Below are 22167 nucleotides of genomic sequence, written 5' to 3' on the forward strand. Positions count from 1 at the left end.
AGATGCCCACCACCCTCGCAACCGCACCCGAGCGCGCCGGCCCCCGGTCCGCCGGCGGCGTGGTCCTGCGGGTGCCCCGTACCCGGGCCTCCTGGATCGTCCGCCCGCGCAGCCTCCTGGTCACGCTGGCCCTCGTGGCCGCCGTCGGCCTCGCCTTCGTCGTCGAAGTCGCCTACGGTGAACTGGACTTCCCGCTCGCCGAGGTCGCCGGAGCCCTTCTCGGCGGCGGAGATCCGGCCACCCACATGGTGGTCCACGAGCTGCGCCTGCCGAGGGCCCTCGTAGGGCTGATGTGCGGGGCGGCCTTCGGTGTCGCCGGTGCCGTCTTCCAGACCCTCACCCGCAACCCCCTGGCCAGCCCCGACGTCATCGGCATCTCGGCGGGCGCCGGGACCGCGGCGACGGCGGGCCTGCTGTTCGGCGTCGGCTCCGGAATCGGACTCCAGACGTTCGCCCTGGCCGGAGGGCTGGGTGCCACGGCCGTGATCTACACGCTCGCCTGGAAGGGCGGCACCACCGGGTACCGCATCGTCCTCGTCGGCATCGGCATCGCCGCCCTGTGCACCAGTGCGACGAGTTACCTCCTGCTCAAGGCCGGCGTGTACCAGGCCCAGCAGGCCCTGATGTGGCTCACCGGCAGCCTCAACGCCCGTGACTGGAGCCACGTGGGCCCGCTGGCTGTCTCCCTGGCCGTGCTCCTGCCGGCGGTGGTGCTGGTGGGGCCGTGGCTGAACGGGCTGCAACTCGGGGACGAGACGGCCAAGGTCCTCGGACTGCCGGTCCAGACCGCCCGGATCGTCCTTCTCGTAGTGGGCGCGGCACTCGTGTCCTTCGCGAGCGCCGCGGCCGGCCCGATCGCCTTCGTCGCACTGGTCGCCCCTCAGATCGCGCTGCGGCTGGTCAAGGCACCCGGTCCGGCGCTCGTTCCCTCCGCCCTGGTCGGCTCCCTCGTCGTTCTCACCGGCGACGTGATCGGCCGCCAACTGCTGGACGCCACCGAACTTCCTGTGGGCGTCGTCTGCGGTGTGCTCGGCGCCCCCTGCCTGCTCTGGCTGCTCGGCAGGTCCAACCGCACCGGATCAGGAGGCTGAAGTGGACGAACGACCCCAGGGGCTGGTGGCGGAGGGGCTGACCCTCGCCTACGACGGCCGGCGCGTTGTCGACGGCCTCGACGTGGTCATCCCGGCCGGCAAGGTCACCGCAGTGATCGGGGCCAACGCGTGCGGCAAGTCCACGCTGCTGCGGGGACTCTCCCGCCTGCTCACGCCCGAGCGGGGCTCGGTGTACCTCGACGGTCAGCTCATCCACTCCCTGAGGGGCAAGGAACTGGCGCGTCGGCTGGGCATGCTGCCCCAGTCCCCGGTCGCGCCGGAGGGCATCACCGTCCTCGACCTCGTCAAACGCGGTCGCAGCCCGCACCAGTCCTGGTGGCGGCAGTGGTCGCCCGAGGACGAGCACGCCGTCTACGACGCCCTGGAGGCCACCGGGCTCACGGAGCAGGCGGACCGCAGCGTGGACGAGCTCTCCGGCGGTCAGCGCCAGCGGGCCTGGATCGCCATGGCCCTGGCCCAGGGCACCCCCGTCCTGTTGCTCGACGAGCCCACCAACCACCTCGATCTCGCCCACCAGATCGACATCCTCGACCTCGTCGTCGACCTGAACCGGGACCAGGGCCGCACCGTCGTCCTGGTGCTTCACGACCTCAACCACGCCTGCCGCTACGCCGACCACGTCATCGCCCTGAAGCACGGGGAGATCGTCACACAGGGCGCGCCGGCCGACGTCATAGACGAGGAACTCGTCTTCGAGGTCTTCGGGCTCAGCTGCAAGGTCATCGACGATCCTGCGGGCGGCGGCCCCCACATCATCCCGATCGGCAGGCACCACGCCGTCGCCGTCCGCGAGGCGAAACCGGCGGCCTCGGCCGACTGACCGGCGTTCCACACCCTCCCCGCACGCCACCACCCCGCACGATCCTGTGGCGATCGCCGCGCCTGGAAGGACAACCATGCCCATCTTCGACAACGCCCCGGCCTCCTCGGTGCCGGGCCTCCGCCCCGACCGCCGCCGCTTCCTGGCCCTCGCCGCTGTCGTGGCCGCCGCCCCGCTGCTGGCCGCCTGCGGTGGTTCCGGGAAGCCCGAGGACTCGGACAAGGGTTCTTCGGGCACGTCCGCTCCCAGCGGTCCCTGGAGCTTCACCGATGACCGCGGCAAGAAGATCGAGTTGGCCAAGCGCCCCGCGCGCATCGTCGCCCAGTCCCATCCTGCCGCGGCTCTCTGGGACTTCGGGATCCAGCCCGTCGGCATCTTCGGCCCCCAGAAGACCGGGGACGGCAGGCCCAGCCCGCAGATCGGCAACGTCGACCTCGCGAAGACCACCTCGGTCGGCACCGCGTTCGGCGAGTTCCAGATGGAGAAGCTGATCGCGCTCAAGCCCGAGCTGATCGTCACCATCGCCTACGGCCCGATGGTCTGGTACATCCCCGAAGACGTCATGAAGAAGGTCGAGGCGGTCGCCCCGATCGCAGTCATCCAACTGATGGGCGTAGCGGTCCCGGATGCCGTCAAGCGCTTCGGCGAGCTGGCCGCGGCGCTGGGAGCGGACCCGGAGAGCGCCGCGGTCAAGAAGGCCAGGGCCGACTTCGAGGCGGCCGCGGAGAGCGTGAAGAAGGCCGCCGAGGCAAAGAAGGGCCTGTCGGTCGCCGTGGTCTCCGGCACCAAGGAGAACTTCTTCGTCGCCGACCCCGCCTTCCACGGTGACGTGAAGTACTTCCAGCAGCTCGGCCTCGACATCGTCAAGCCCGAGAAGCCCGAGGCCGGCTTCGAGCCCCTCAGCTGGGAGCAGGCCGGCCGCTACCGGGCCGACCTCGTGCTCGAGGACTCGCGTCCCGAGGGCGGCCTGACCCACCAGCAGCTCGACACCTACCCCACGTGGAAGGCGGCTCCCGCCGTTCAGGCCGGCCAGGTCACCGACTGGCAGACCGAGACCCCGTTCACGTACCAGCGCTTCACCAAGGTGCTGAACGATCTCGCCGCGGCCGTCACCAAGGCCCGCGTCGACGTCGTCTGACCGGAGGCCCCATGACGGAGGCCCCCACCGCGCACGCGGTGGGGGCCTCCCGGCGTCGAGCCGTCAGGAGGCCTTCGCCGCGCTCCGGGGCGCAGGCCGGTCCGGGCGGGGCCTCAGGCCCGGTCGGAAGAGGTTTCGGAAGCGGTCAGCATGGCGCGCAGGGCACGCTTGTCGATCTTCCCGATGGCCGTGAGGGGGAGGTCGGTCACCGTGGCCACCCGGTCCGGCAGCTTGAACGCGGCGACACCACGTTCCAGCAGGAACCCGCGCAGCTCCCGCAGCGTGGGCCCGTCGGCGGCGGCCGGCACGATGACCGCGCAGATGCGCTCTCCCTCGCCGCCCGGGTCGGGAATTCCGACGGCGGAGCAGCGGCGCACCTGCGGGTGGGCCGCCACATGGGCCTCCACCTCCTCGGCGGACACCGTTTCGCCGTTGCGGTCGATGGTGTCCTTGACCCTGCCCTCCACCACGAGGTGCCCGGAGGGGAGCTGCCGGACGAGGTCGCCCGAGCAGTAGAAGCCGTCAGGGGTGAAGGCGACGGCGTTCACTTCGGGGGCGCGGTAGTAGCCGCGCAGCGTGTACGGTCCGCGCACCAGGAGTTCGCCGGTCTCACCGGGCGGAACCTCCCGGCCGTCGGCGTCCACGATGCGCAGCTCGTCGTCCACGCTGAGCGGGCGTCCCTGGGACACGGCGACGAGCTCGGCGTCGTCTTCGGAACGGGTGTAGTTCAGGAGACCCTCGGCCATGCCGAACACCTGCTGGACGGCGCAGCCGAGGGCATCGGGGATGGTGCGGGCGAGGTCGGCGGAGAGCTTGGATCCGCCGGCCTGCAGGACGCGGAGGCTGGAGATGTCGGCCGGGTCCCACTCCGCCGCGTCGATCCACAGCGGAATCAGCGGCGGCACCAGAGCGGTGTGCGTGACCCGCTCGGCCTCGATCAGCGAGAAGGCGTCGCCGGGGGCGGGCGAGGGGGAGAGCACGACCTTGCCGCCGACCGACAACGTCCCCAGCATGCCGGGACAGGCCAGGGGGAAGTTGTGCGCGATCGGCAGGCACGCCAGGTACACGGTGTCCTGATCGAGTTCGCACGCGGCGGCGCTGGCACGCGCGTTGAACCCGTAGTCGTCGTGGGTCCTCGGGATCAGCTTGGGAACACCCGTCGTACCTCCCGACACCAGCAGCAGGGCGACGTCCGCGGGGTCGGGGTCGGGGAAGGCGCGGGGCTCGGCGTCCACCTTCGCGAGTGCCGTGTACGGACCGGGATCGCCCGTGACGAGCACGTGCCGCAGCCCGGGAGCCCGCTCCAGAACCGCGGCGGCCAGCGTCCGGTAGTCGAAGGCCCCGTACTCGTCGGCTGTCACGTAGGCCACGGCGCCGGACAGGCGGGCCAGATGGCCGATCTCGGCAACCCGGTGGGCCGGGAGCGTGAGCGCGGGAATGGCCCCCAGGCGGACCAGGGCGAAGAACAGGACCGGGAACGCCGCGTTGTTCGGGAGTTGGACGAGGACCCGGTCGCCGGGCCGGATGCCGAGATCGGCGAGGCCGGCGGCCATCCGGTCGGCGCGCGCGTCCAGCTGACGATAGGTCAGTCGCTCGTTGCCCGCCACGATCGCCGTGCGGTCCTCGTATTCCTGCGCCCAGTGGCGGAGCAGGGTGCCGAGCGTGCGCCCGTCCCAGTGGCCGGCCGCCACGTAGCGGGCTGCGAATTCCTCCGGCCAGGGGGTCAGGCCCGAAGGCAGGGGCGCGGGGGGTGTGGTCGCGTCATGGGTCACGATGGCTCGACTCTCGTGGGCCGGAGGGCGTCGCGCGCACCTCACTGGTTTCCGCTCGTCAGGGCGTGGACGTCGAAACTGATGGCGGTATCCACAATCATGTCTGGTTAGGTTAACCTAAGTGCCGCCGTTGCACACCTCCATCGCGAAGGGTGCTCAGGATGGTCATGTCTGTTGCTTTGTACGCCACTTGACATCGGTCCTACGGGTCCCCACCGCCTCTGGCCGGTCTTCCGGAACAGGCGGGGCAGGGCCACGACTCCTGCACCACACGACGCGTTGGGAGGATGCCGCTCATGTTGTCCATCGATGACCTCCGCCGTGCGGTCACCGAGCTGCTCGGCCCGGACGCCGAGCCCATCGGTGACCAGGTCAACCTCATCGAACTCGGCCTGGACTCACTCAAGCTGATGAGGATCGCCGACCGCTTCCGCCGGGCCGGGATGGACGTGGGATTCGCCGACCTGGCACGGCAGCCGACCCTGGCCGGCTGGGGGAATCTGCTCGCCGCTGCCGCTCGGCAGCCCGCTCCCGCCGACGGCGACACCACCGCCCCCGCCCCGGAACCTGCCGAGTCCGCTGACCTTCCGGATGAGCAGGAGCCCTTCCCGCTCGCCCTCATGCAACACGCCTACTGGATCGGACGTGGTGCGCAGACCCTGGGCGCCGTGGCCGCCCACCTGTACACCGAGTTCGAGGGCAGCGGCGTCGACCCGGACCGCCTGGGCGCGGCGGTCGCCGCCCTCGCCGCCCGGCACCCGATGCTGCGCGCGCGGATCCTCGACGACGGCCGCCAGGCCATCGGACCGTGGACCCGCGGCACGCGCATCCCCGTCCTCGACCTACGGGGCGCCGGCGAGGCAGAGGCCGAGCAGCAGGCGGCCCGGCTTCGCGACGAACTCTCCCACCAGCTGCTGGACGTGGCAGCCGGTCAGGTCCTCGACATACGGCTCACCCGGATGCCGGGCGGACGCACCCGGGTCCACGTGGACGTGGACATGCTGGCCGCCGACGCGCGCAGCTTCCGCGTCATGCTGGCCGACCTGGTCCACCTCTACGAGCACCCCGACCAGCCGCTGCCCGAACTCACCTACAGCTACTCCCGCTACCTCGCCGAACGCCGCTCGGAGCCGCCGCGCCCGCAGGACGTGGCCTGGTGGCGCGACCGCCTGGGCGAGCTCCCGGGAGCGCCCGACCTGCCGACCCGCCCCGAGGCGGAACGCGGTCCGGCCAACCGGGTGACCCGGCTCCACCACTGGCTCTCGCCCGAGCAACGGGCGCGGCTGACGGAGCAGGCACGCAAGCATGCCGTCACACCCGCGGTGACTGCCGTCACCGCCTTCGCCGAGGTGCTCGGAGCCTGGAGCGGGGAGCCACGCTTCCTGCTCAACGTCCCGATGTTCGACCGGCGTCCGCTCCACCCCGACGTGGACGGTCTCGTGGGCGACTTCACCAGCTCGGTCCTCCTCGACGTCGACCTGAGCGAGGTCCGCAGCTTCGCGGAGCGGGCGCGCGACGCCCAGGACCGGATGCACGCGGCGGCCGCCCACTCCTCGTACTCGGGCGTCGAGGTCCTGCGCGACCTCTCCCGGGATCAGGGAACGCAAGTCCTGGCGCCGGTCGTCTTCACCAGCGCCCTCGACCTCGGCGAACTCTTCGGAGCGGACGTGGAGCGGGTGCTGGGCGAGCCGGTGTGGATCGTCTCCCAGGGCCCGCAGGTCCTGCTTGACGCCCAGATCACCGAACTGCACGACGGCCTGCTCGTGAACTGGGACGTCCGCTCGGACGCGTTCCCCGACGGCACCGCCGAAGCCATGTTCGCGGCCTTCGCCGATCTCCTCGGCCACGTCTCGGAAGGGACCGCCTGGGACGTCCCGGTCGGGCCGCTCGCCACCCCCGCCCAGCTCGCCGTACGGGCCGAAGCCAACCGTACCGACGGCCCCGCCCCCAGGAACCCGCTGCACCACGCCTTCTTCGCCCGGGCCGCCGACAGGCCGGCCGCCCCCGCGATCCTCACCGAGGACGGGACGGCACTCGATTACGGCACGCTCGCCGACCAGGCCCTGCGCGTGGCCGGAGCCCTGCGCGCCGGCGGCGTCAAGCCGGGCGAAGCCGTCGCGATCAGTCTCCCCAAGGGCCCCGGGCAGATCATCGCCGTCCTCGGAGTCCACGCCGCGGGCGCCCACTACGTACCGATCGGCATCGAGCAGCCCGCCGCCCGGGCAGGGTCCATCCGCGAGCGGGCCGGGGTGACCACCGTCCTCGGCTCCGCCGCCGGCCCCGGCGTACTCGCCCTGGACGAAGCCGTCACCTGGCCCGACCCGCTGCCCGAGCCCGTGTATGCCGAGCCCGGCGCGGTCGCCTACGTCCTGTTCACCTCCGGTTCCACCGGAGAGCCCAAGGGCGTCGAGGTGTCCCACCGGGCCGCCGCCAACACCATCGACGATCTCGTGGAACGACTCGGCCTCGGCGCCGGCGACCGCACCCTGGCCCTGTCCGCCCTCGACTTCGACCTGTCCGTCTTCGACATCTTCGCCCCCCTGTCCGCGGGCGGCGCCGTCGTCACCGTCGACGAGACCACCCGCAAGAACGCCGCCGCCTGGACGGACCTGGTCCGCCGGCACGCCGTCACCGTCCTCAACTGCGTACCGAGCCTGCTCGACATGCTGCTCACCGCGGCCGGACAGGACCCGCTCGGCGACACGCTGCGCGCCGTCCTCCTCGGCGGGGACTGGGTCGGCGTCGACCTGCCGGTCCGGCTGCACGCCCAAGTACCCGGCTGCCGCTTCCTCGGCCTCGGAGGCACCACCGAGACCGCCATCCACTCCACGATCCAGGAGGCCGTCGGCGGACAGGTGCCCGCCCGGTGGACGAGCGTCCCCTACGGCACCCCCCTGCGCAACGTCCGCTGCCGAGTCGTGGACGCCCGGGGACGGGACTGCCCCGACTGGGTCGCCGGCGAGCTCTGGATCGGCGGAACGGGGGTGGCCGACGGCTACCGCGGCGATCCGGTCCGCACCGCGGACCGCTTCCTCGAACGGGACGGACTGCGCTGGTACCGCACCGGAGACCGCGCCCGCTACTGGCCCGACGGCACCCTGGAGTTCCTCGGGCGCGCCGACGACCAGGTGAAGATCCGCGGATTCCGCATCGAGCTCGGAGAGGTCGAGGCGGCCCTCGCGGAGCACCCTGCCGTCCGCCAGGCCACCGCCCTCGTCCTCCGCACCGGCCCCACCCCGAGGCTGTGCGCCGTCGTCGCAACGGGGACCCAGGAGGCCGACGCGGCGGACATCCGGGCACGCGCCGCCGAGCACCTGCCCGCCCACATGCTCCCCGACACCCTCGCCGTGCTCGGCGAGATGCCGTTGACCGCCAACGGAAAGACGGACCGTCGCGCCCTGCGCGAGCTCCTGACCGCGCAGCTGAAGACGGACGGCGGCTCCGCCGTGGCCCGTACCGCGCTGGAGGACGTGATCGCCCGCGTCTGGGCCGGCGTACTCGATGCCGGGTCCGTGGGCCGCGAGGACGACTTCTTCGCGCTCGGCGGCGACTCCATCCTCGCCACGCGGATCACCTCGCGGCTCCGCGAGGCCCTCGACACCGACGACGTGTCGGTCCACGACATCCTCTCCTCACTCACCGTGGCCGGCCTCGCACGGATGCTCACCGCCCGGGAGGAGGACGCCGGCCGACTTGAGGCCGTGGCCGAGATCTTCCTGGAGGTCGACGGTCTCTCCGACGAAGAGATCGAGGCGCAGTGGGCTGCCGAGGGCGGCATCGGGCCGGCCGCGGCGGGACCGGACCATGCCTGAGCATCCACGCGGACCCGAAGGCGCCCGCGCCTCCCCGTGGTTCCGCCGGTACCCACCCCGGCCGGACGCCGCGGCGAGCATCGTGTGCTTCGGCCCGGCCGGCGGGTCCCCCGGCTTCCACCGGGACTGGGCCCCGGCCATGGACCGGCCCACCGCGTCATCGGCCGGTACGCACCCGACCTGAGCCGGCCCCGGATCAGTACGCCTGTGCGTGTTCCCCTGGGGCCCCGACCCTGCCGCACCCGCGTGGGACGCCCCGCGCCGGGAGGAGGTCGCGTCACGCGCCACCGCCACAGACATGTTGCCCGTCGGGCACTTCTACCTTCCGGACCACCTGACTCCCTCGGTGGACCACGTGCTGCGAACCCTGCGACGTGAGGCGGGCCCCCGCCGAACCGGACGTCCGCGGCGCGCCTTTCCACCGATTCCCGCGGAACACCCCGCCCCACCGGACCAACCGACTCCGGGAAAGAGAGAGAAGTCGTGACCCTAGCCCCTGCCTACCATGAGCGCCGGATACCGCTGACCGGCGACGTGCTGAGCACTGCGGCTGCCCTGTGCGAAACCTCGGCGGATGCCTACGTGCTCTACGAGAACCGAGGCGCCGTCGGATGGGCGGAAGGAGAACACGGCACGATCACCGTCCACACGGACCACACCACGCTCAGCGTCAAGAATTCCGGTGGCACCGACATCGCGGCGGAGTTCACGGCTGAGAAAGGCGTACTCCAAGCCCTGGATCAAGCCCTGGCCGCCATCCCCGTACAGGGATGGCGCGCCTACGGCTGGGCGGCCTTCGAGCTCAGCTATCCCCTGCACGGGCTCCCGGCCGCCCCCGGCGACGCCGTCCTCGCCATGCTGGCCGTGCCGATGCGCGAAGTGCGGCTGGAAGACGGCAGTGCCCTGCTCCGCGCTCTCGGCCCCAGCGAGCTCGACGCCCTGGAGCAGCGGGTGCGCTCGGCAGCCGCTTTCGGCGGTGCCTTCGGCAGCCCCCGGCGCGTGGTCGCGGACATCGAGAACCACGACGCGGACGCGTACAAGGCGGCGGTCGAGGGCGCCGTGGAGGAGATCCGGGCCGGAAGGCTCACCAAGGTCATCCTGTCCCGTGTCGTGCCCGTGGACTCGCCGGTGGACCTTCCCTCCACGTACGTGGAGGGGCGTCGGGGCAACGACCCGGCCCGGTCCTTCCTGCTGCGCCTGGGCGGCTGGGAGACCGCGGGCTTCAGCCCCGAGATCGTTGCCGCGGTCACCGACGCCGGGCACGTCGTCGCCCAGCCGCTGGCCGGTACGCGTGCCCTCGAAGGGGACCCGGAAGGGGACCGCGGCCGCCGGGCGGAGCTCTACAGGGACGAGAAGGAGGTCTTCGAGCACGCAACCTCCGTGCGCCTCGTCGCCGAGGAACTCCACCAGGTCTGCACCGAGGACTCCGTCACGGTGGACGACTTCATGTCCGTCAAGGAGCGCGGCAGCGTCCAGCACTTGGCCTCCCGGCTCTCGGGAACCCTCGCGAACGGGCGGACCGCGTGGGACGCCGTCGGCGCCCTGTTCCCCGCCGTCACCGTGTCCGGCATCCCCAAGGCCGAAGGGTGTGACCTCATCCGCCGCGCCGAGACCGGCCCCCGGGGCCTCTACGGCGGTGCGGTGCTGACCGTGGACGCGGACGGAACGGTCGACGCGGCCCTCGTCCTCCGGAGCATCTACCGGCACGAGGGCCGGACCTGGCTGCGCGCGGGTGCCGGCATCGTCGCGCACTCGACGCCGGAGCGCGAGCTGGAAGAGACGCGCGAGAAGCTGCTCAGCGTTTCACGGTTCCTCGTACCGTCGGCGGATACTCCGGTCGAGCGTGGTCCCGGGGTTTCCACCTCGGACGAGGAGCCCGCGGCGCTGGCCCGCTGAACCTCCGCCGGCCCGGGGCGGAAGCACTCCAGACCGGGCGCCGCGCATCCGAGCACGCCGAGCGGCCCTGCCCTCAAGGAGCGGGCGATGGTCCTGGACCAGCCCCTCCCCCCGGCCGCGTGGAACCGAAAGGTCCGCGCGGCCGGTCCCGGTATGCCGAGCCTCCGAGACGCGCTCCGCGTCACGGAACCCGACGTCCTGCCCGGGACATGGGAAGTGCCGTACCGCAGCGGCAGTCGCGGGCCTTGCCCGCCCGCTCCGTCACCGATACAAAGCAAGCATGGGGAGTAAAGCAAGCCTTACCTAATAGCCGTACCAGCGGCCTGTGATCCGGGAGTTGTGTAAAGGGTCAGGCGTGCTGGAGGCGCGCCCGAACCGCCAGTCCCATGGTGTCCGGCACCTGACCGTCCTGCAGCCGCCCGAGCTCTCACCGGAAGGAGTTGGGATGCCCACACCCCGAGACGCCTCCATTGAACAGGCGCACCGAAGGGTCGCGGAGCTTGACGAAGCCGTCATCGATCTGGTCCGCAGGCGAACCGCTGCTCACGCGGAACTCGTCGCCCTGCGGGTCCAGGCGGGCTTGCCCGCTACGGAGCTCACGCGCGAGAACATGGTCCTGTGGCGCTATGACGAGGCGTTGGGTGCCGGTGGCACGACACTGGCCCTCCTTCTGATGGAGCTTGGCCGCAGGGCGCGAGTGCCGAAGCCGAACCGTCCGGCCCAGGTCCGGGGCGAAGAGGAGTTGGTCCAGGCCGATTGCTCAAGGCGCGTCTGCGCGGGCAACTTGCGCCCAGGCCGTGGCGGCCTCGGTCGCCGCGATGCCGGCAGGCTGCTCGACGAGCCCTCGGGCACGGCGTGACCGGGACCGACCGAGCTGAGCGACTCCAGTCTGGCTCGCGGCACCCCGAGGGGCCGTGACGGGTCCGGCGGCCTGGCGCACGGCGGCGACTTCTGCCGCTGCCTGGCCGGCTGTTCTTCGAGTTCGTCCAGTTCCGCGCGGCACGCGGTGACCCGTGCCGGCAGTTCGGGATCCGGCGTGCACGGAATCGCAGGAGACCGTCGTGCGCTGTGAGCAAGACCCGGCGGTCGGGTCCGCCCATCGTGGCATGCCGGTCTCCTTCTGCTCGTTGGCGGCCGGGTCTAGGCTGGGCCGTATGCCTCCCGGTGAGTTGGTGCGGCCCGGACCTGACGGTGACACGACCGACCTCGTCTTCCGTGAGACCGGCGGTGCGCGCGGCCATGCGGTGCTGATCGCGCTCGCCTCTCTGGTGCCGATGCTGATCTTGTTCTGCTTCGCGGGAGTCGCGACCATGGTGTTCACGGCCGCCTTCGGCGTCGACTTTCCCCAGGCGCTGATCGTGGCCGGCCTGGTCGCGTTGGCCGGCTCTCTTGTCGCCTCCCCCTTTGTCGCGGCACGCGCACTGCGTCGTGTCCATCGCGTTCGGTTCGCCCTGACTCAGGAACCGCCCCGGTTTCGTTTGATCCGGGCGCGTGGGCCGGATCCCTGGATGCCGATCGCCGACCTGGCACGCATAGATCTGGTCGAGAGCGTCGTCGAGCCGTACGAGGGTGACCCTCTGCCGGCCACGCGCACGCTGATGGTCGTATTGCTCAGCGGAGATGACGTGGCCGAGCTGGCTTGCGGTCACCCCAAGCACACGGACGGGCGCCGGCTCAAGGAGACCCTGGACGCGCTTCTTTCGGATGTCGGGGTCCCCGTGCAGCTGGCGACATCGCGCACCCGGCGGCCCAAGCCTCCGCCGAAACCTCGGCGGTCACCTTCGGCTCGCACCGGGATGAACGCCGACAACGGGAGGTCGGGCGGTTCGGCATCCGGCAACGCTTCCGGCTCCTGAGGACCGCTCCGGAACCGCGCAATCGCGTCGAGCGCAAGATCTACGGCATTCCCCCAAAGACGCCGGAAGCACCGATCTCACCCGCCCTCTCTGTCAGCCTTGAGTGAGACGCCCCGCTCCGTCGGGTTGGCCTGTGAGGGCGCGGCGGCAAGTGTGAGCGCCCCGAGGACCGATCACACCAGCCCTTGGGACTTCAAGTCGGTGAAGGCTCAATGGCCCTCGGACGACACCCGGATATGTCAGCGGTCGTCGACACGTGAGGTGTCAGTGGCTCGGGATCGACGGGTGGTCCGGTCTCATCTCTGGTGAGCGAATCTGTCGAGGGCCTTGAGTACATGGGCGCGGGTCGTGTCGCTGCCCAGGTGGCCTGCGGTGTCGACGACGGTCAGCTCGGCATCGGGCCAGGCCCGGGCGAGTTCCCATGCGGTATCGAGTGGGCCGGCCAGGTCCAGCCGGCCGTGGACCAGCACGCCTGGGATTCCGGCCAGGCGGTGAGCATCGCGCAGGAGCGCGCCTTCCTCCAGCCAGGCGCCGTGGGAGAAGTAGTGCGAGCAGATGCGGACCAGGGCCAGTTGAGCGGCCGGAGGGCGGTCGCCGTAGGGGTTGGAGGCGCCGTTCGTCTCCCCGGACAGGACCGCGTCCTCCCAGGCGCACCAGTCGGCCGTGGCCTTCTCCCGTACCGCGGGGTCCGGATGTTCCATCAGGTGGGCGTAGGCCGCGACGATGTCACCGTCTCGTGGTGTGCCGCCGGCTCCTTCGAGGAAGCGTGCCCACTGTTCGGGGAAGAACCGGCCCGCACCTCGGTAGAGCCAGTCGATCTCGGAGCGCCGGGTGGTGGTGACGGCGGCGATGACGATCTCCGACACCCGCTCCGGGTAGGTCTCGGCGTAGGCCAGGATCAACGTGGAGCCCCACGAGCCTCCGTAGAGCAGCCAGCGGTCGATACCCAGGTGGTTCCGGAGCCGCTCCATGTCGGCGATCAGGTGCCGGGTGGTGTTGTGGCGCATGTCGGTCGTGGGATCGCTCGCGTGGGGGGTGCTGCGGCCACAGCCGCGCTGGTCGAACAGGACGACCTGGTAGAGGTCCGGGTCGAAGTACTGACGTGCCCCGGTCCCGCATCCTGATCCCGGCCCGCCGTGGACGACGAGTGCCGGCTTGCCGTCCGGGTTTCCGCAGACCTCCCAGTACACAAGGTTGCCGTCGCCGACGTCGAGCAACCCCTTCTCGTACGGCTCGACCGGCGGGTGCAGCTCGCCCATCTTCCAGACCTCCTGGCAACCACATGCAACATGAACAGGCCTTGTAGTACACAACATGGCTGAGGTGACACCGCCGACGACTCCGGCACCTGCCCGATCGGCGGGCCAGGTTCTCGGCTGGTCACAGACGGTTGCCGGGCGGCACTACGCGGGGGTCGGTGATCCGTGGCGCGTCTGCGGTGGCCGCGGCTCCTACATGCCTCGCCGTAGACGACCCGCGCCTGCTGTCCCGGTCCTGTCGGAAGGTATTCCAGATGCACGGGGCCCGGATGGAAGACCGCTGCGACCACAACTGGGAGGTACGCCGCATCCATGTACCGAGGTCCCACCAACCATCGCTCGGACGGTACAGGTAGAGGTGATGGTGGGTGTGCGGTGCCGCCAACGAAAGAACCCAGGCGTTCCAGGGTGCGGATCGCGTCTCTGGCCGGAGGCGCGATGTGCCTCCCCTGCTGCTCATGGAGCCTGGGGCGGGAGGAGGGAGCCGAGGGGGCCGAGGTCGAGGTTGAGGTCGGCGAGGGTGCAGCCGTGCTGGGCGCAGAGTTCGGTCATGCGGTCGTGGAGGGCGAGCAGGGTGGCTCCCAGCTCCTCCTCCTGGGCATCGGTGAGTCCGCCCGCCTCGACGCGCCGCAGGGCCTGCCGCTCGATGAGCTGGCGCAGCAGCTCGACGACGGTCAGGACGAGTCTCACCAGGTCTTCCCCCACCGAGTCCGGCCCGGTCCGGATCCGCCGGCCGGGGGTGCCGGCGGGCGGCGGGGCATCGGCGGGGGAGACCGGTGAGACCCGCAGGGCCTCCGCCATGACGTCGCCGATGCCCCGCAGGGCGGGGAGGCCGGTGGCGGCGGGGCGGTCCGGGTGCCTGCCGCTGTCAGGGTCCATGGCGGGGGGGTCCTCCGTCCGGGTCCGGGAAAGGCGGGGGAAGGTCCGAGGTGGTGACGGAGCTGATGAGCGCGCGCAGGGAGATCCGTACGAGGTCGATGTCCGCCACCGACAGCACGATGTCGCCGGTGACGACGACACCGCCCGCCAGGAGCCGGTCGAGGAGGTCGACGAGGGAGACCTGACGGGCGGGCAGGCCGGAACGGGGGAGGTCGGGGGCGGTCATGGCGCCGGGGGAGCCGTGGGCGGAGGCGGGGCCGGGGCCGTGGGCTCCGGCAGGGTCGCGAAGGAGTACGGGGCCCAGGGGCCGGTCACCTCGACCCGGACGCCGGGCAGGTCCTCGGCCGCGGCACGCAGCGCGGCGCGGAAGTCGTCCGCGCGGGCGTCGGGCACGAGGAAGGCGTCATTCAGGACGTTCTCCCCGGCTGCCGAGTCGGCCAGGGGGCCGCTCTGCGGGGGATGGCGCACGTGCCCGGCCTCGTACCGGCGGGCCAGCTCGGCGAGGCGGTCGGCGGCCAGCCGCGCCTGCCGGTAGTGGTCCTCGGCGGCGTCGTGCTGGGTGCGGCGGGCCCGCAGGTAGGCCTTGCCGGGGCTGACGGCGGCCTGCTCCGCGGCGCCGGCGGGCACGGCGTCCGAGGGGCCGGCGTCCGCCGGCCGGACGTAGACCTTGACGCCGTACTCGGTGCGGGAGCTCAGCCGGGCGAGCACGGTGACGAAGCCCTGCCGCTGTCCGTCCAGCGCCCGCAGCGCCCGGGTGTGGTCCTCGTAGAGGGTGGACATCCGCAGGGGCAGGACGGTGGTGTGGGCGGCGAGGGCCTCGATGACGCGGTGGTGGGCACGCGCGGTGTCCTCCAGCCAGCGGAGGTCCTCGAAGCGGTCCCTCAGCACCTCCTCGTCCCAGTCGGCGCGGGGGACGTCGCTGATGACGAAGGCGACGGGCCCGCCCTCCCCGCCGGCCGACGGCGGCAGGAGCATGACCGGGAGGCCGGCCACCCCGGTCAGGGTCGGCAGGAGTTCCGCCAGCACGGGAGCGGGCGGGGTGGCGGCGTAGACGTAGGTGAGCGTCGGGCCGGGGGTGGTCACGGCTCGGTCCTCCTCCTGGCCGTACGGCGGGCGGCCGGCCGGTCAGGCTCCGGTACGGGCTCCGGCTCCGGCTCGCGCTCGTCCCCTGCGGCCCCCCGGGCGCCGGCGGCGGGCCGGAGCGCACGCAGCTCCTCCAGTTCGGCGCGCAGCCGGTCGTTCTCGGCTGCCAGCGACCGTTCGTGACCGAGTGAGGACAGTGACGGATCACGCTCCCACCAGTCGATGCCCATCTCCCTGGCCTTGTCGACCGACGCGATCACGATCCGCAGCTTGATGGTGAGGAGCTCGATGTCGAGCAGGTTGATGCGGATGTCGCCGGCGATGACGATGCCCTTGTCCAGGACGCGCTCCAGGATGTCGGCCAGGCTCGCCGACGAACTCGGCGGATAGCCGGTCATGGCGGGTCCCGCGCCGAACCTTCGGTCCAGGGGGTTCGTCACCTGCGCTCACCTCCGTCAGCGGCCGCGGCGGTACCGCTCGATCTCCGCCAGCCGCTCGATCAGCACGTCTTCCTCCTGGTCGTACGTCTCCTCGTCGATCTCGCCGGCCTCCAGCCGGTGTTCCAGATCCGAGAGCTGTGCCCATACCGGCGCCGGGTCGTAGTACTCGGCCTCGGCCGTGTCCCGTACGCGCTCGGCCACCCACACCACACCCCGCAGGGGCAACAGGGGTGCGGTGAGCAGCTTCTCCAGCAGACCCATCTCGGATGCTCCTTCCGCTTCCCGCTTCCGCTTCCCGTGCGACGCGCGTGCGCTGCCGCACTGCCCTACGGCAGGAAGCTGTACGGGGGCAGCGGCCCGGTCAGCCGGACCGCGACGCCGTCGTCGTACGCCGCGCCGAGGTCGGCGTGCGCCTTGACCAGGGCCGCTTCGTCGGCCTTCGGTACCAGCAGGGACACGTTCAGGAAGTCCTCGCCGCCGGGCGCGTGGAGGGCGTGCTCCCGGGCCAGCGGCACCAGCAGGTGGAGGAGCTCCGCCGCCCTGCCCGAGCGCCGCACCTCGACCTCGTCGGCGATCATGCGCCCCAGTTCCAGGGGCAGCCGGGGATCCCGGGAACCGGCGAGGATCTCCTGGTTCAGCCCGCGGGCCGGCGGAGAGTCGTCCAGGATCCGGCGCAGCAGCCGGCTCTCGTCCCAGTAGGCCTTCACGTTGTACTCGGCGCAGCCTCGCACCCGCTCCAGGGCCGAGCGGTAGGCCTCCTCACGGGATTCGAGCACCTCGCGGACGGCCTCGTCGTCGGTCGCGACGTACCCGAACTGCAGGGGCAGGGGAGTCCCGTCCGCCATGAGCCGGTCTTGTACGGCCTGGTGAGCGGCCAGGTCCCGACGCTTGGGGAGGACCTCGCCCTCGACGTCACTGACCACCGCGCGGAGCTCCCGGGTCGGGACGAGCCGTACCGGGGCGCTGTCGGCGCCGACCCCCGTGAGCCCCTCGATCCGGCAGGGGTGATCGCGCAGGGCGACGGCGTAGACGTAGACAGCCACGACTCACTCCTTCTCGCGCCGCACCGGCCGCCGGGCAGCCGTCCGCCGGCGCCGGGGAGGCACCTCCTGGCGCTCTTCCTCTTCCTCTTCCTCCGGTTCCTCGCCCTCGTCCTCGCCCTTGCTCTTGCCGCTGCCCAGGGACTGCGTCACGGCTTCGAGGGCGCCGCTCAAGGCGCCCCGGGTCTTGCCCCTGCTCCCGCCGGCGATCATCTTCTCGGCGAGGTCCGGCAGCTGGGCGGGGGCGTGGGGACCCGCTTCGAGGTCGAGCCGGTTGCACGCCTCGGCGAAGCGGAGGTACGTGTCGACACTGGCCACCACGATCCGGGCGTCGATCTTGATGAGTTCGATCCCGACCAGGGACACGCGCACGAAGGCGTCGATGACCAGCCCGCGGTCGAGGATGAGCTCCAGGACGTCATAGAGGCTGCTGCTCGTGCCCCCGCCGCCACGGGCGAGGCTGCCACCAGCCCCCTGCGGCATCACCGTCATGATGTTTCCCTTCCCGGCCGCGGCGGTGTCAGCCGCCCTGCCGGTCGATCATGCCCCGGCTGTACCTCCGGGTCCGTGCGTAGGAGATCAACTCGCCCTGCCCGTCCAGCTCGACCCGGTAGCTGCCCAAGATGCTGGTGGTGTCGGGTATGCGTTCGAGTTCGACCACCTCCACCACCGCCTCCCAGCCGTCCTCGGTGGGTCTCAGGGACGACACCGACTCCGGAAGCCGGCCGAGCAGTTCCGAAAGCTGCTGCGCGGCGGCCCGCAGGGCGGCCGCAGCGCTGGGCGCCCCGCTCTTGCGGGAAGCGGCCGGCTGGGTGGCGGGCTGCTCGTCGTGCCGGTCCGAGGACGGGCGGCGACGGCTGCGAGCCGGTTCTGGCATGGCTGTCTGCTTTCCCTCGCGCAGGATCTCCACGGACTAGGCGCCTTTCCCGCCGAGCCCGCACCACACCTCGCATATCGGATTTTCTTTGGGCAAACCGGAATATCCGACGGCAGGGCGAGCAGGTGCCCCCTTGAAGAAGCGCGGGTGCCAGAACCCGCTCCGGCCCGACCGTCCGGACACCCGCCCGGGCCCCGGCCGGGTGATCGACCGTGTGGGAAGGGATCGCGCTGATGGACGACACCACCAAGTTGGCCCTGGCGGCCGCCGTCGCCGGAGGCTACGTGCTGGGGCGGGTGAAGAAGGCCCGTCTCGCTCTGTCGCTGGCCACCTACCTGGCAGGCCGCAGATTCGGGCTCCAGCCCGGCCAGCTCCTGGCCCAGGGTGTCCGCAAGCTGGGGGAGATGCCGCAGGCCGCCGAGATCGGCGAACAGCTGCGGGGCGAGGCCCTCGAAGCGGGCCGCGAGGCCATCAAGACGGCTGCCAACCGCCAGCTCGCGGACCTGGCCGACTCGCTCCACCAGCGCACGCTGGAGCTCACCCGCGGGCGCCGGGAAGCGGACGAGGACACGGACGAGGAAGAGGACGAGTACGAGGAGTACGAGGAGGCGTCCCCCGAGGAAGAGGACGAGGAGGAGTCGTACGAGGACGAGCCCTACGAGGAGGAAGAGGAAGAGGAACCGGAGGAGGAAGAGGAACCCGAGGAGCCGGAAGAGGAAGCGGAAGAGGAAGAGGAAGAGGAGGAACCGGAACCGAGCGAGGAAGAGCGTCCCAGCCGGGCCCGCCGGAACGGAACCGGCACGGTCAGGCGTACGCCTCCGGCGGCCGGGCGGTCGGCCCCTGCGGCCGGGAAGTCCGCGCCGGCGAGGAAGCCTGCTGACCGGAAGGCCGCGAAGAGGACCACCTCGTCCAGGCCGACGACGAAGACGACGACGCCGCAGGCCAAGCGGGCCGCACCGGCGAAGAAGTCCGCCCCGGCCAAGCGGACAGCCCCGGCCAAGCGGACAGCCCCTGTCAAGAAGTCGGCTCCTGCCAAGAAGACGACGCCTGCCAAGAAGACGACGGCCACGAGAACGACCGCCAAGAAGGCTGCGGCCAAGAAGACAGCCGCCAGGAAGACGTCCTCGGCACGCCCGCCCGCGAAGAAGGCGGCGGCCAAGCGGACGACGTCCTCGGCCCGCGGTGGCGGTTCCCGGAAGACCACGACGCCGGCGAAGAAGACGACGGCGCGCAAGCCCTCGACGCGGAGGTAGCGCCATGGCCACCACGAACCGTGCACGACGCTCCGGCGGCTCGGCCTCGGGATCCGGCGTCGACCAGCTGCTCGACGAAGTCGCCGGATACCTCTCCGCGCAGGCCGACCAACTGGCCGACAAGGCCGTGGACAAGCTGGGCGACATCACCGACCAGCTCTACGGCATCGCCGACAACCAGGGTTCCCTGGCGGACATCGGCGGTCGCCTGCTCAAGGGGGACTCGCCGCTCAAGGCGGCCGTGGGGACGGCCGTCGGCGGGCTCAAGGACAAGGTCAAGGAGATCGGCAGCGGACTGACCGGCGGCGGCCGAAAGCGCAAGGGCGGATCCAAACCGACCCACATCTTCGAAGCCGTCGACGTCGGAGCGCCGCTGCGCGTCGTGTACGACCAGTGGACGCAGTACGGGGACTTCAGCGGCTTCGCCAAGGGCGTGCGCAGCGTGTCCCAGAGCGACGACACCACCTCCGACTGGAAGGTCAAGGTCGGCCCCTCCACCCGTAGTTGGAAGGCGACCGTTCAGGAACAGGTGCCCGACGAACGCATCGTGTGGTCCTCCGAGGGGGCCAAGGGCACGACGCGTGGATGCGTCACCTTCCACGAGCTCGCTCCCGCTCTCACCCGCGTGCTGGTGGTCGTCGAGTACTACCCGTCCGGGCTGTTCGAGAAGACGGGCAACCTCTGGCGGGCGCAAGGCCGGCGCCTGCGCCTCGACCTCAAGCACTTCGCACGGCACGTGACCCTCTCGGACGAGGAGCCGGACGGCTGGCGGGGCGAGATCCGCGGTGGCGACGTCGTGCGGAGCCACGAGGAGGCCCTCGAAGAGGAAGAGGAGGGGGCGGAGGAGCCCGAGGAGGAGTACGCGGACGACGAATACGAGGAAGACGACTCCGAGGGCGGGGCGTACGAGGACGAGGAGGGAGCGGAAGAGGAGGAGGACGAAGAGCCCGAGGACGAAGAGCCGGAGGAAGACGAAGAGCCGGAAGAAGAGCTGGAAGAAGACGCAGAACCGGAGGAAGAGGACGAGGCCGAGCCTCGTACCCGGTCCCGGCGACGCCGCCGCTGACGGCGATCCGCGCACGGGGTCGGCACGGCAAAGGGGCCGCCGAAAGGACGACGGCCCCGCTCCCTTTCCGTTTCGCTCGGCGCGCGTGTCAAGCCGGGAGGAAGGCGGCGCGGATCAGACGCCGCACCGCCATCCGCATGCCCCACATCATCACGCGGACGCCCCACAGCGCGAGGCGCCTGAACGCTCGGCGGACGAGGGCGCGGGGCCCCCATCCGCCACCCGTGGTCCGGCGCCTCAGCCACTTGCGGACGCGGCGCCTTTTCCTGGTGAACATCAGGAGTGTTTTCTGCCGAACGTCAGGCGATAGACGGCCAGGAGGATGAGAGATCCGGCAATGGCCGCGACCCATGTGGAGAGCTCGAAGAACCCGTCAATGGAATCGACGTCGAAAATGACCTTCCCCAGCCATCCGCCGAGCAGGCCGCCCGCGATACCGATGAGCGGCGTGACGATGCAGCCGCCAGGGTCCCGGCCCGGCATCAGGAACTTTGCGATGATTCCGGCGATCAGTCCCATCAGAATCCAGCCGATGATACTCATGGACGCGCCTCTTTCCACCCGTATGGTTGATGAAATCCGTCTGCCCGCCCGCAGAATTCCGAACCCCGGAAATTACCGCCCCGTCACTCCGGAAGGGCCGTCATGACGGGCGGGTCCGATCCGGTGCTCGGGGCCACGCTGTACGACGCTGCCCAGTACGGGGGCACCGCCGTCACCGTGCAGCCCGACGAGGGCGACGAGGGAGAGGAGGCGTTCGTGTACGCGCTCGCCCACCTCGGCCTCGGCCGCCTCGGCTCCCTACGGGCCCCCACCGTGCCGGCCGACCCCGACGACGCGTTCCACCAGGTCCTGCGCCGGACCGTCACCGTCACGGTGTGGGAGACCAGGCCCGTCACCTGGACGCCCCACGACGGAAGGCGGGGCCGGGCCTGGCAGGACTTCGGCGCGGACACCGCCGACCTCGGAGCCTGGGCGGTCAGGGCGAAGTACGTCCGTGTACGCAAGCAGGCGGTCGCTGGTCCGGGCGCTGCCGGTCAAGAGGACACCGGAGCCGTGCTCCCCCTCATCGTGGTGGAGTAGCAGTCTTCCCCTCCGAGAGGGGGCCGTCCATGTGGGCGCACCGGTCCGCCACCGCGCGGACGGCTCCACCGCTCTCGCGCACCGAGTACGTCCACCCCGTCGACGCGCGCACGTCCCGCCCCGTCCACGGGGAAGCCCGCCACCCGGCCTCAGCTCACGGTCGCGGTATCACGTGGCGGATGTCCGTGCATCCGATCGAGCGGGCTGAGTAGGCCGATGGGTGGACGTGGGGTCTCTCGGACTCAAGTTGCCGGAGTTGTTGTCCGTTTATGCCATGGACGTTCATACCTCTGGTCGAGCCGGGAGCCGCTCCCGGTCGGCCGTTACGTTCCGGAGGAGCGCTTCGATGAGTCGTGTGGACAGGTTCGGGTCCGTGCTGGGCCCCGTTGCCCGTAGCCGGGCCTGGACTGCGGGGGGATCCCTGGCCTCCCTCTCGCTCCTGCTCGTGGGCATGGCGGGCCCCGCCGTCGCGGCGGGCAAGCCGGTGGTCACGGCAGTGGCGGCCCCGTCGACGGTCGGCGGGAGCAGCCCGTGCGGCTCGCACGACCATCCCGATGGCCGTCCGTCGAAGGGCGGGGGCGCCGATGAGGATGACGAGTACGGCACGTGGCACGGGGACAAGTGCCCGCCGGAGGGCGTTCCCGGCCCGCAGGGCCCGGCTGGTCCCCAGGGCCCGCAAGGCGAGCCCGGAGCGCAGGGACCTGCCGGTGCGCAGGGCCCGCAGGGTGAGCCCGGAGCGCAGGGGCCTGCCGGTGCGCAGGGTCCGCAGGGTGAACCCGGT

The 22167-nt window shown here is 71.4% G+C and carries 22 protein-coding genes; 10 read left to right on the forward strand and 12 right to left on the reverse strand.

Going from position 1 to position 22167, the window contains the following annotated elements; genetic code table 11:
• Nucleotides 1-2: 2 nt before the first annotated feature.
• From AC069X_RS04295 to AC069X_RS04305, 3 genes are all read left to right on the forward strand, one after another.
• Nucleotides 3-1091: a FecCD family ABC transporter permease gene (locus tag AC069X_RS04295; protein ID WP_478724901.1), complete on the forward strand. Its 1089-nt coding sequence runs from the start codon at nt 3-5 to the stop codon at nt 1089-1091.
• Nucleotide 1092: 1 nt separating this feature from the next.
• Entirely contained in the window at nt 1093-1932 is an 840-nt protein-coding gene (locus tag AC069X_RS04300; protein ID WP_478724903.1) for an ABC transporter ATP-binding protein, read from the forward strand.
• A 76-nt stretch (nt 1933-2008) separates the two neighbouring features.
• Nucleotides 2009-3070: an ABC transporter substrate-binding protein gene (locus AC069X_RS04305; RefSeq protein WP_478724905.1), complete on the forward strand. Its 1062-nt coding sequence runs from the start codon at nt 2009-2011 to the stop codon at nt 3068-3070.
• Nucleotides 3071-3183: 113 nt separating this feature from the next.
• Here the strand turns inward: AC069X_RS04305 and AC069X_RS04310 are convergent, their stop codons facing one another.
• On the reverse strand, nt 3184-4842 hold the full coding sequence (locus AC069X_RS04310; RefSeq protein WP_478724907.1) for a (2,3-dihydroxybenzoyl)adenylate synthase: 1659 nt from the start codon (nt 4840-4842) through the stop codon (nt 3184-3186).
• A gap of 296 nt (nt 4843-5138) precedes the next feature.
• Between AC069X_RS04310 and AC069X_RS04315 the strand changes: the two genes are divergently transcribed.
• From AC069X_RS04315 to AC069X_RS04330, 4 genes are all read left to right on the forward strand, one after another.
• Nucleotides 5139-8654 carry a non-ribosomal peptide synthetase gene (locus tag AC069X_RS04315; protein ID WP_478724909.1) on the forward strand — a complete coding sequence of 1172 codons (3516 nt, stop codon included), beginning with the start codon at nt 5139-5141 and terminating at the stop codon, nt 8652-8654.
• A gap of 483 nt (nt 8655-9137) precedes the next feature.
• Nucleotides 9138-10550, forward strand: a complete 1413-nt coding sequence (locus tag AC069X_RS04320; protein WP_478724911.1) for a salicylate synthase — start codon at nt 9138-9140, stop codon at nt 10548-10550.
• A 445-nt stretch (nt 10551-10995) separates the two neighbouring features.
• Nucleotides 10996-11409, forward strand: coding sequence for a chorismate mutase family protein (locus AC069X_RS04325; RefSeq protein ID WP_478724913.1), 414 nt, complete (start codon nt 10996-10998; stop codon nt 11407-11409).
• Nucleotides 11410-11704: 295 nt separating this feature from the next.
• The gene (locus tag AC069X_RS04330) at nt 11705-12406 is read left to right on the forward strand and encodes a hypothetical protein (RefSeq protein ID WP_478724915.1); all 702 of its coding nucleotides are present in this window, start codon (nt 11705-11707) and stop codon (nt 12404-12406) included.
• Nucleotides 12407-12702: 296 nt separating this feature from the next.
• On the opposite strand, the gene pip is transcribed toward AC069X_RS04330, so the two are convergent.
• From pip to AC069X_RS04375, 9 genes are all read right to left on the reverse strand, one after another.
• Complete coding sequence (gene pip / locus AC069X_RS04335) at nt 12703-13665, reverse strand: prolyl aminopeptidase (protein ID WP_478724917.1); 963 nt, start codon at nt 13663-13665, stop codon at nt 12703-12705.
• A 456-nt stretch (nt 13666-14121) separates the two neighbouring features.
• A complete protein-coding gene (locus tag AC069X_RS04340) occupies nt 14122-14544 on the reverse strand; it encodes a gas vesicle protein K (protein WP_478724919.1) in 423 nt (140 codons plus the stop codon).
• Nucleotides 14534-14770 carry a gas vesicle protein gene (locus tag AC069X_RS04345; RefSeq protein WP_478724920.1) on the reverse strand — a complete coding sequence of 79 codons (237 nt, stop codon included), beginning with the start codon at nt 14768-14770 and terminating at the stop codon, nt 14534-14536. Before AC069X_RS04345 ends, AC069X_RS04340 begins: the two co-directional genes overlap by 11 nt.
• Nucleotides 14767-15627 carry a GvpL/GvpF family gas vesicle protein gene (locus AC069X_RS04350; protein WP_478724922.1) on the reverse strand — a complete coding sequence of 287 codons (861 nt, stop codon included), beginning with the start codon at nt 15625-15627 and terminating at the stop codon, nt 14767-14769. Before AC069X_RS04350 ends, AC069X_RS04345 begins: the two co-directional genes overlap by 4 nt.
• Nucleotides 15624-16025 (reverse strand): gas vesicle protein, encoded by a 402-nt coding sequence (locus AC069X_RS04355; RefSeq protein WP_478725119.1) that lies wholly within the window; start codon nt 16023-16025, stop codon nt 15624-15626. The genes AC069X_RS04350 and AC069X_RS04355 overlap by 4 nt, the downstream gene beginning before the upstream one ends.
• Nucleotides 16026-16082: 57 nt before the next feature.
• Nucleotides 16083-16328 carry a gas vesicle protein GvpG gene (locus AC069X_RS04360; RefSeq protein ID WP_478724924.1) on the reverse strand — a complete coding sequence of 82 codons (246 nt, stop codon included), beginning with the start codon at nt 16326-16328 and terminating at the stop codon, nt 16083-16085.
• A 65-nt stretch (nt 16329-16393) separates the two neighbouring features.
• The gene (locus AC069X_RS04365; protein ID WP_478724926.1) at nt 16394-17110 is read right to left on the reverse strand and encodes a GvpL/GvpF family gas vesicle protein; all 717 of its coding nucleotides are present in this window, start codon (nt 17108-17110) and stop codon (nt 16394-16396) included.
• A 3-nt stretch (nt 17111-17113) separates the two neighbouring features.
• Nucleotides 17114-17599: a gas vesicle protein GvpJ gene (gvpJ, locus tag AC069X_RS04370; protein ID WP_478724927.1), complete on the reverse strand. Its 486-nt coding sequence runs from the start codon at nt 17597-17599 to the stop codon at nt 17114-17116.
• A gap of 28 nt (nt 17600-17627) precedes the next feature.
• Nucleotides 17628-17984, reverse strand: a complete 357-nt coding sequence (locus tag AC069X_RS04375) for a gas vesicle protein GvpO (RefSeq protein ID WP_478724929.1) — start codon at nt 17982-17984, stop codon at nt 17628-17630.
• A 233-nt stretch (nt 17985-18217) separates the two neighbouring features.
• Here AC069X_RS04375 and AC069X_RS04380 point away from each other — a divergent pair, with 233 nt between their 5' ends.
• Both AC069X_RS04380 and AC069X_RS04385 read left to right on the forward strand, forming a co-directional pair.
• Nucleotides 18218-19237: a histone protein gene (locus tag AC069X_RS04380; protein ID WP_478724931.1), complete on the forward strand. Its 1020-nt coding sequence runs from the start codon at nt 18218-18220 to the stop codon at nt 19235-19237.
• Nucleotides 19238-19241: 4 nt separating this feature from the next.
• Nucleotides 19242-20303, forward strand: coding sequence for an SRPBCC family protein (locus tag AC069X_RS04385; protein ID WP_478724933.1), 1062 nt, complete (start codon nt 19242-19244; stop codon nt 20301-20303).
• A gap of 276 nt (nt 20304-20579) precedes the next feature.
• On the opposite strand, the gene AC069X_RS04390 is transcribed toward AC069X_RS04385, so the two are convergent.
• Nucleotides 20580-20846: a GlsB/YeaQ/YmgE family stress response membrane protein gene (locus AC069X_RS04390; protein WP_478724935.1), complete on the reverse strand. Its 267-nt coding sequence runs from the start codon at nt 20844-20846 to the stop codon at nt 20580-20582.
• A 102-nt stretch (nt 20847-20948) separates the two neighbouring features.
• Between AC069X_RS04390 and AC069X_RS04395 the strand changes: the two genes are divergently transcribed.
• Complete coding sequence (locus tag AC069X_RS04395; RefSeq protein WP_478724937.1) at nt 20949-21386, forward strand: hypothetical protein; 438 nt, start codon at nt 20949-20951, stop codon at nt 21384-21386.
• Here AC069X_RS04395 and AC069X_RS04400 read toward each other — a convergent pair.
• Nucleotides 21370-21498, reverse strand: coding sequence for a Rieske 2Fe-2S domain-containing protein (locus AC069X_RS04400; RefSeq protein ID WP_478724939.1), 129 nt, complete (start codon nt 21496-21498; stop codon nt 21370-21372). The genes AC069X_RS04395 and AC069X_RS04400 overlap by 17 nt on opposite strands.
• Nucleotides 21499-22167: the final 669 nt, after the last annotated feature.

The sequence above is a fragment of the Streptomyces sp. NPDC043896 genome, assembly GCF_056435605.1.

Coding starts and splice junctions, on each gene's coding strand:
- AC069X_RS04330 (WP_478724915.1), top strand. CDS start 11,705: ATGCCTCCCGGTGAGTTGGTGCGGCCCGGACCTGACGGTGACACGACC.
- AC069X_RS04295 (WP_478724901.1), top strand. CDS start 3: ATGCCCACCACCCTCGCAACCGCACCCGAGCGCGCCGGCCCCCGGTCC.
- AC069X_RS04305 (WP_478724905.1), top strand. CDS start 2,009: ATGCCCATCTTCGACAACGCCCCGGCCTCCTCGGTGCCGGGCCTCCGC.
- AC069X_RS04345 (WP_478724920.1), bottom strand. CDS start 14,770: ATGACCGCCCCCGACCTCCCCCGTTCCGGCCTGCCCGCCCGTCAGGTC.
- AC069X_RS04325 (WP_478724913.1), top strand. CDS start 10,996: ATGCCCACACCCCGAGACGCCTCCATTGAACAGGCGCACCGAAGGGTC.
- AC069X_RS04390 (WP_478724935.1), bottom strand. CDS start 20,846: ATGAGTATCATCGGCTGGATTCTGATGGGACTGATCGCCGGAATCATC.
- AC069X_RS04315 (WP_478724909.1), top strand. CDS start 5,139: ATGTTGTCCATCGATGACCTCCGCCGTGCGGTCACCGAGCTGCTCGGC.
- AC069X_RS04380 (WP_478724931.1), top strand. CDS start 18,218: ATGGACGACACCACCAAGTTGGCCCTGGCGGCCGCCGTCGCCGGAGGC.
- AC069X_RS04385 (WP_478724933.1), top strand. CDS start 19,242: ATGGCCACCACGAACCGTGCACGACGCTCCGGCGGCTCGGCCTCGGGA.
- AC069X_RS04360 (WP_478724924.1), bottom strand. CDS start 16,328: ATGGGTCTGCTGGAGAAGCTGCTCACCGCACCCCTGTTGCCCCTGCGG.
- AC069X_RS04355 (WP_478725119.1), bottom strand. CDS start 16,025: ATGACCGGCTATCCGCCGAGTTCGTCGGCGAGCCTGGCCGACATCCTG.
- AC069X_RS04395 (WP_478724937.1), top strand. CDS start 20,949: ATGACGGGCGGGTCCGATCCGGTGCTCGGGGCCACGCTGTACGACGCT.
- pip (WP_478724917.1), bottom strand. CDS start 13,665: ATGGGCGAGCTGCACCCGCCGGTCGAGCCGTACGAGAAGGGGTTGCTC.
- AC069X_RS04340 (WP_478724919.1), bottom strand. CDS start 14,544: ATGGACCCTGACAGCGGCAGGCACCCGGACCGCCCCGCCGCCACCGGC.
- gvpJ (WP_478724927.1), bottom strand. CDS start 17,599: ATGACGGTGATGCCGCAGGGGGCTGGTGGCAGCCTCGCCCGTGGCGGC.
- AC069X_RS04375 (WP_478724929.1), bottom strand. CDS start 17,984: ATGCCAGAACCGGCTCGCAGCCGTCGCCGCCCGTCCTCGGACCGGCAC.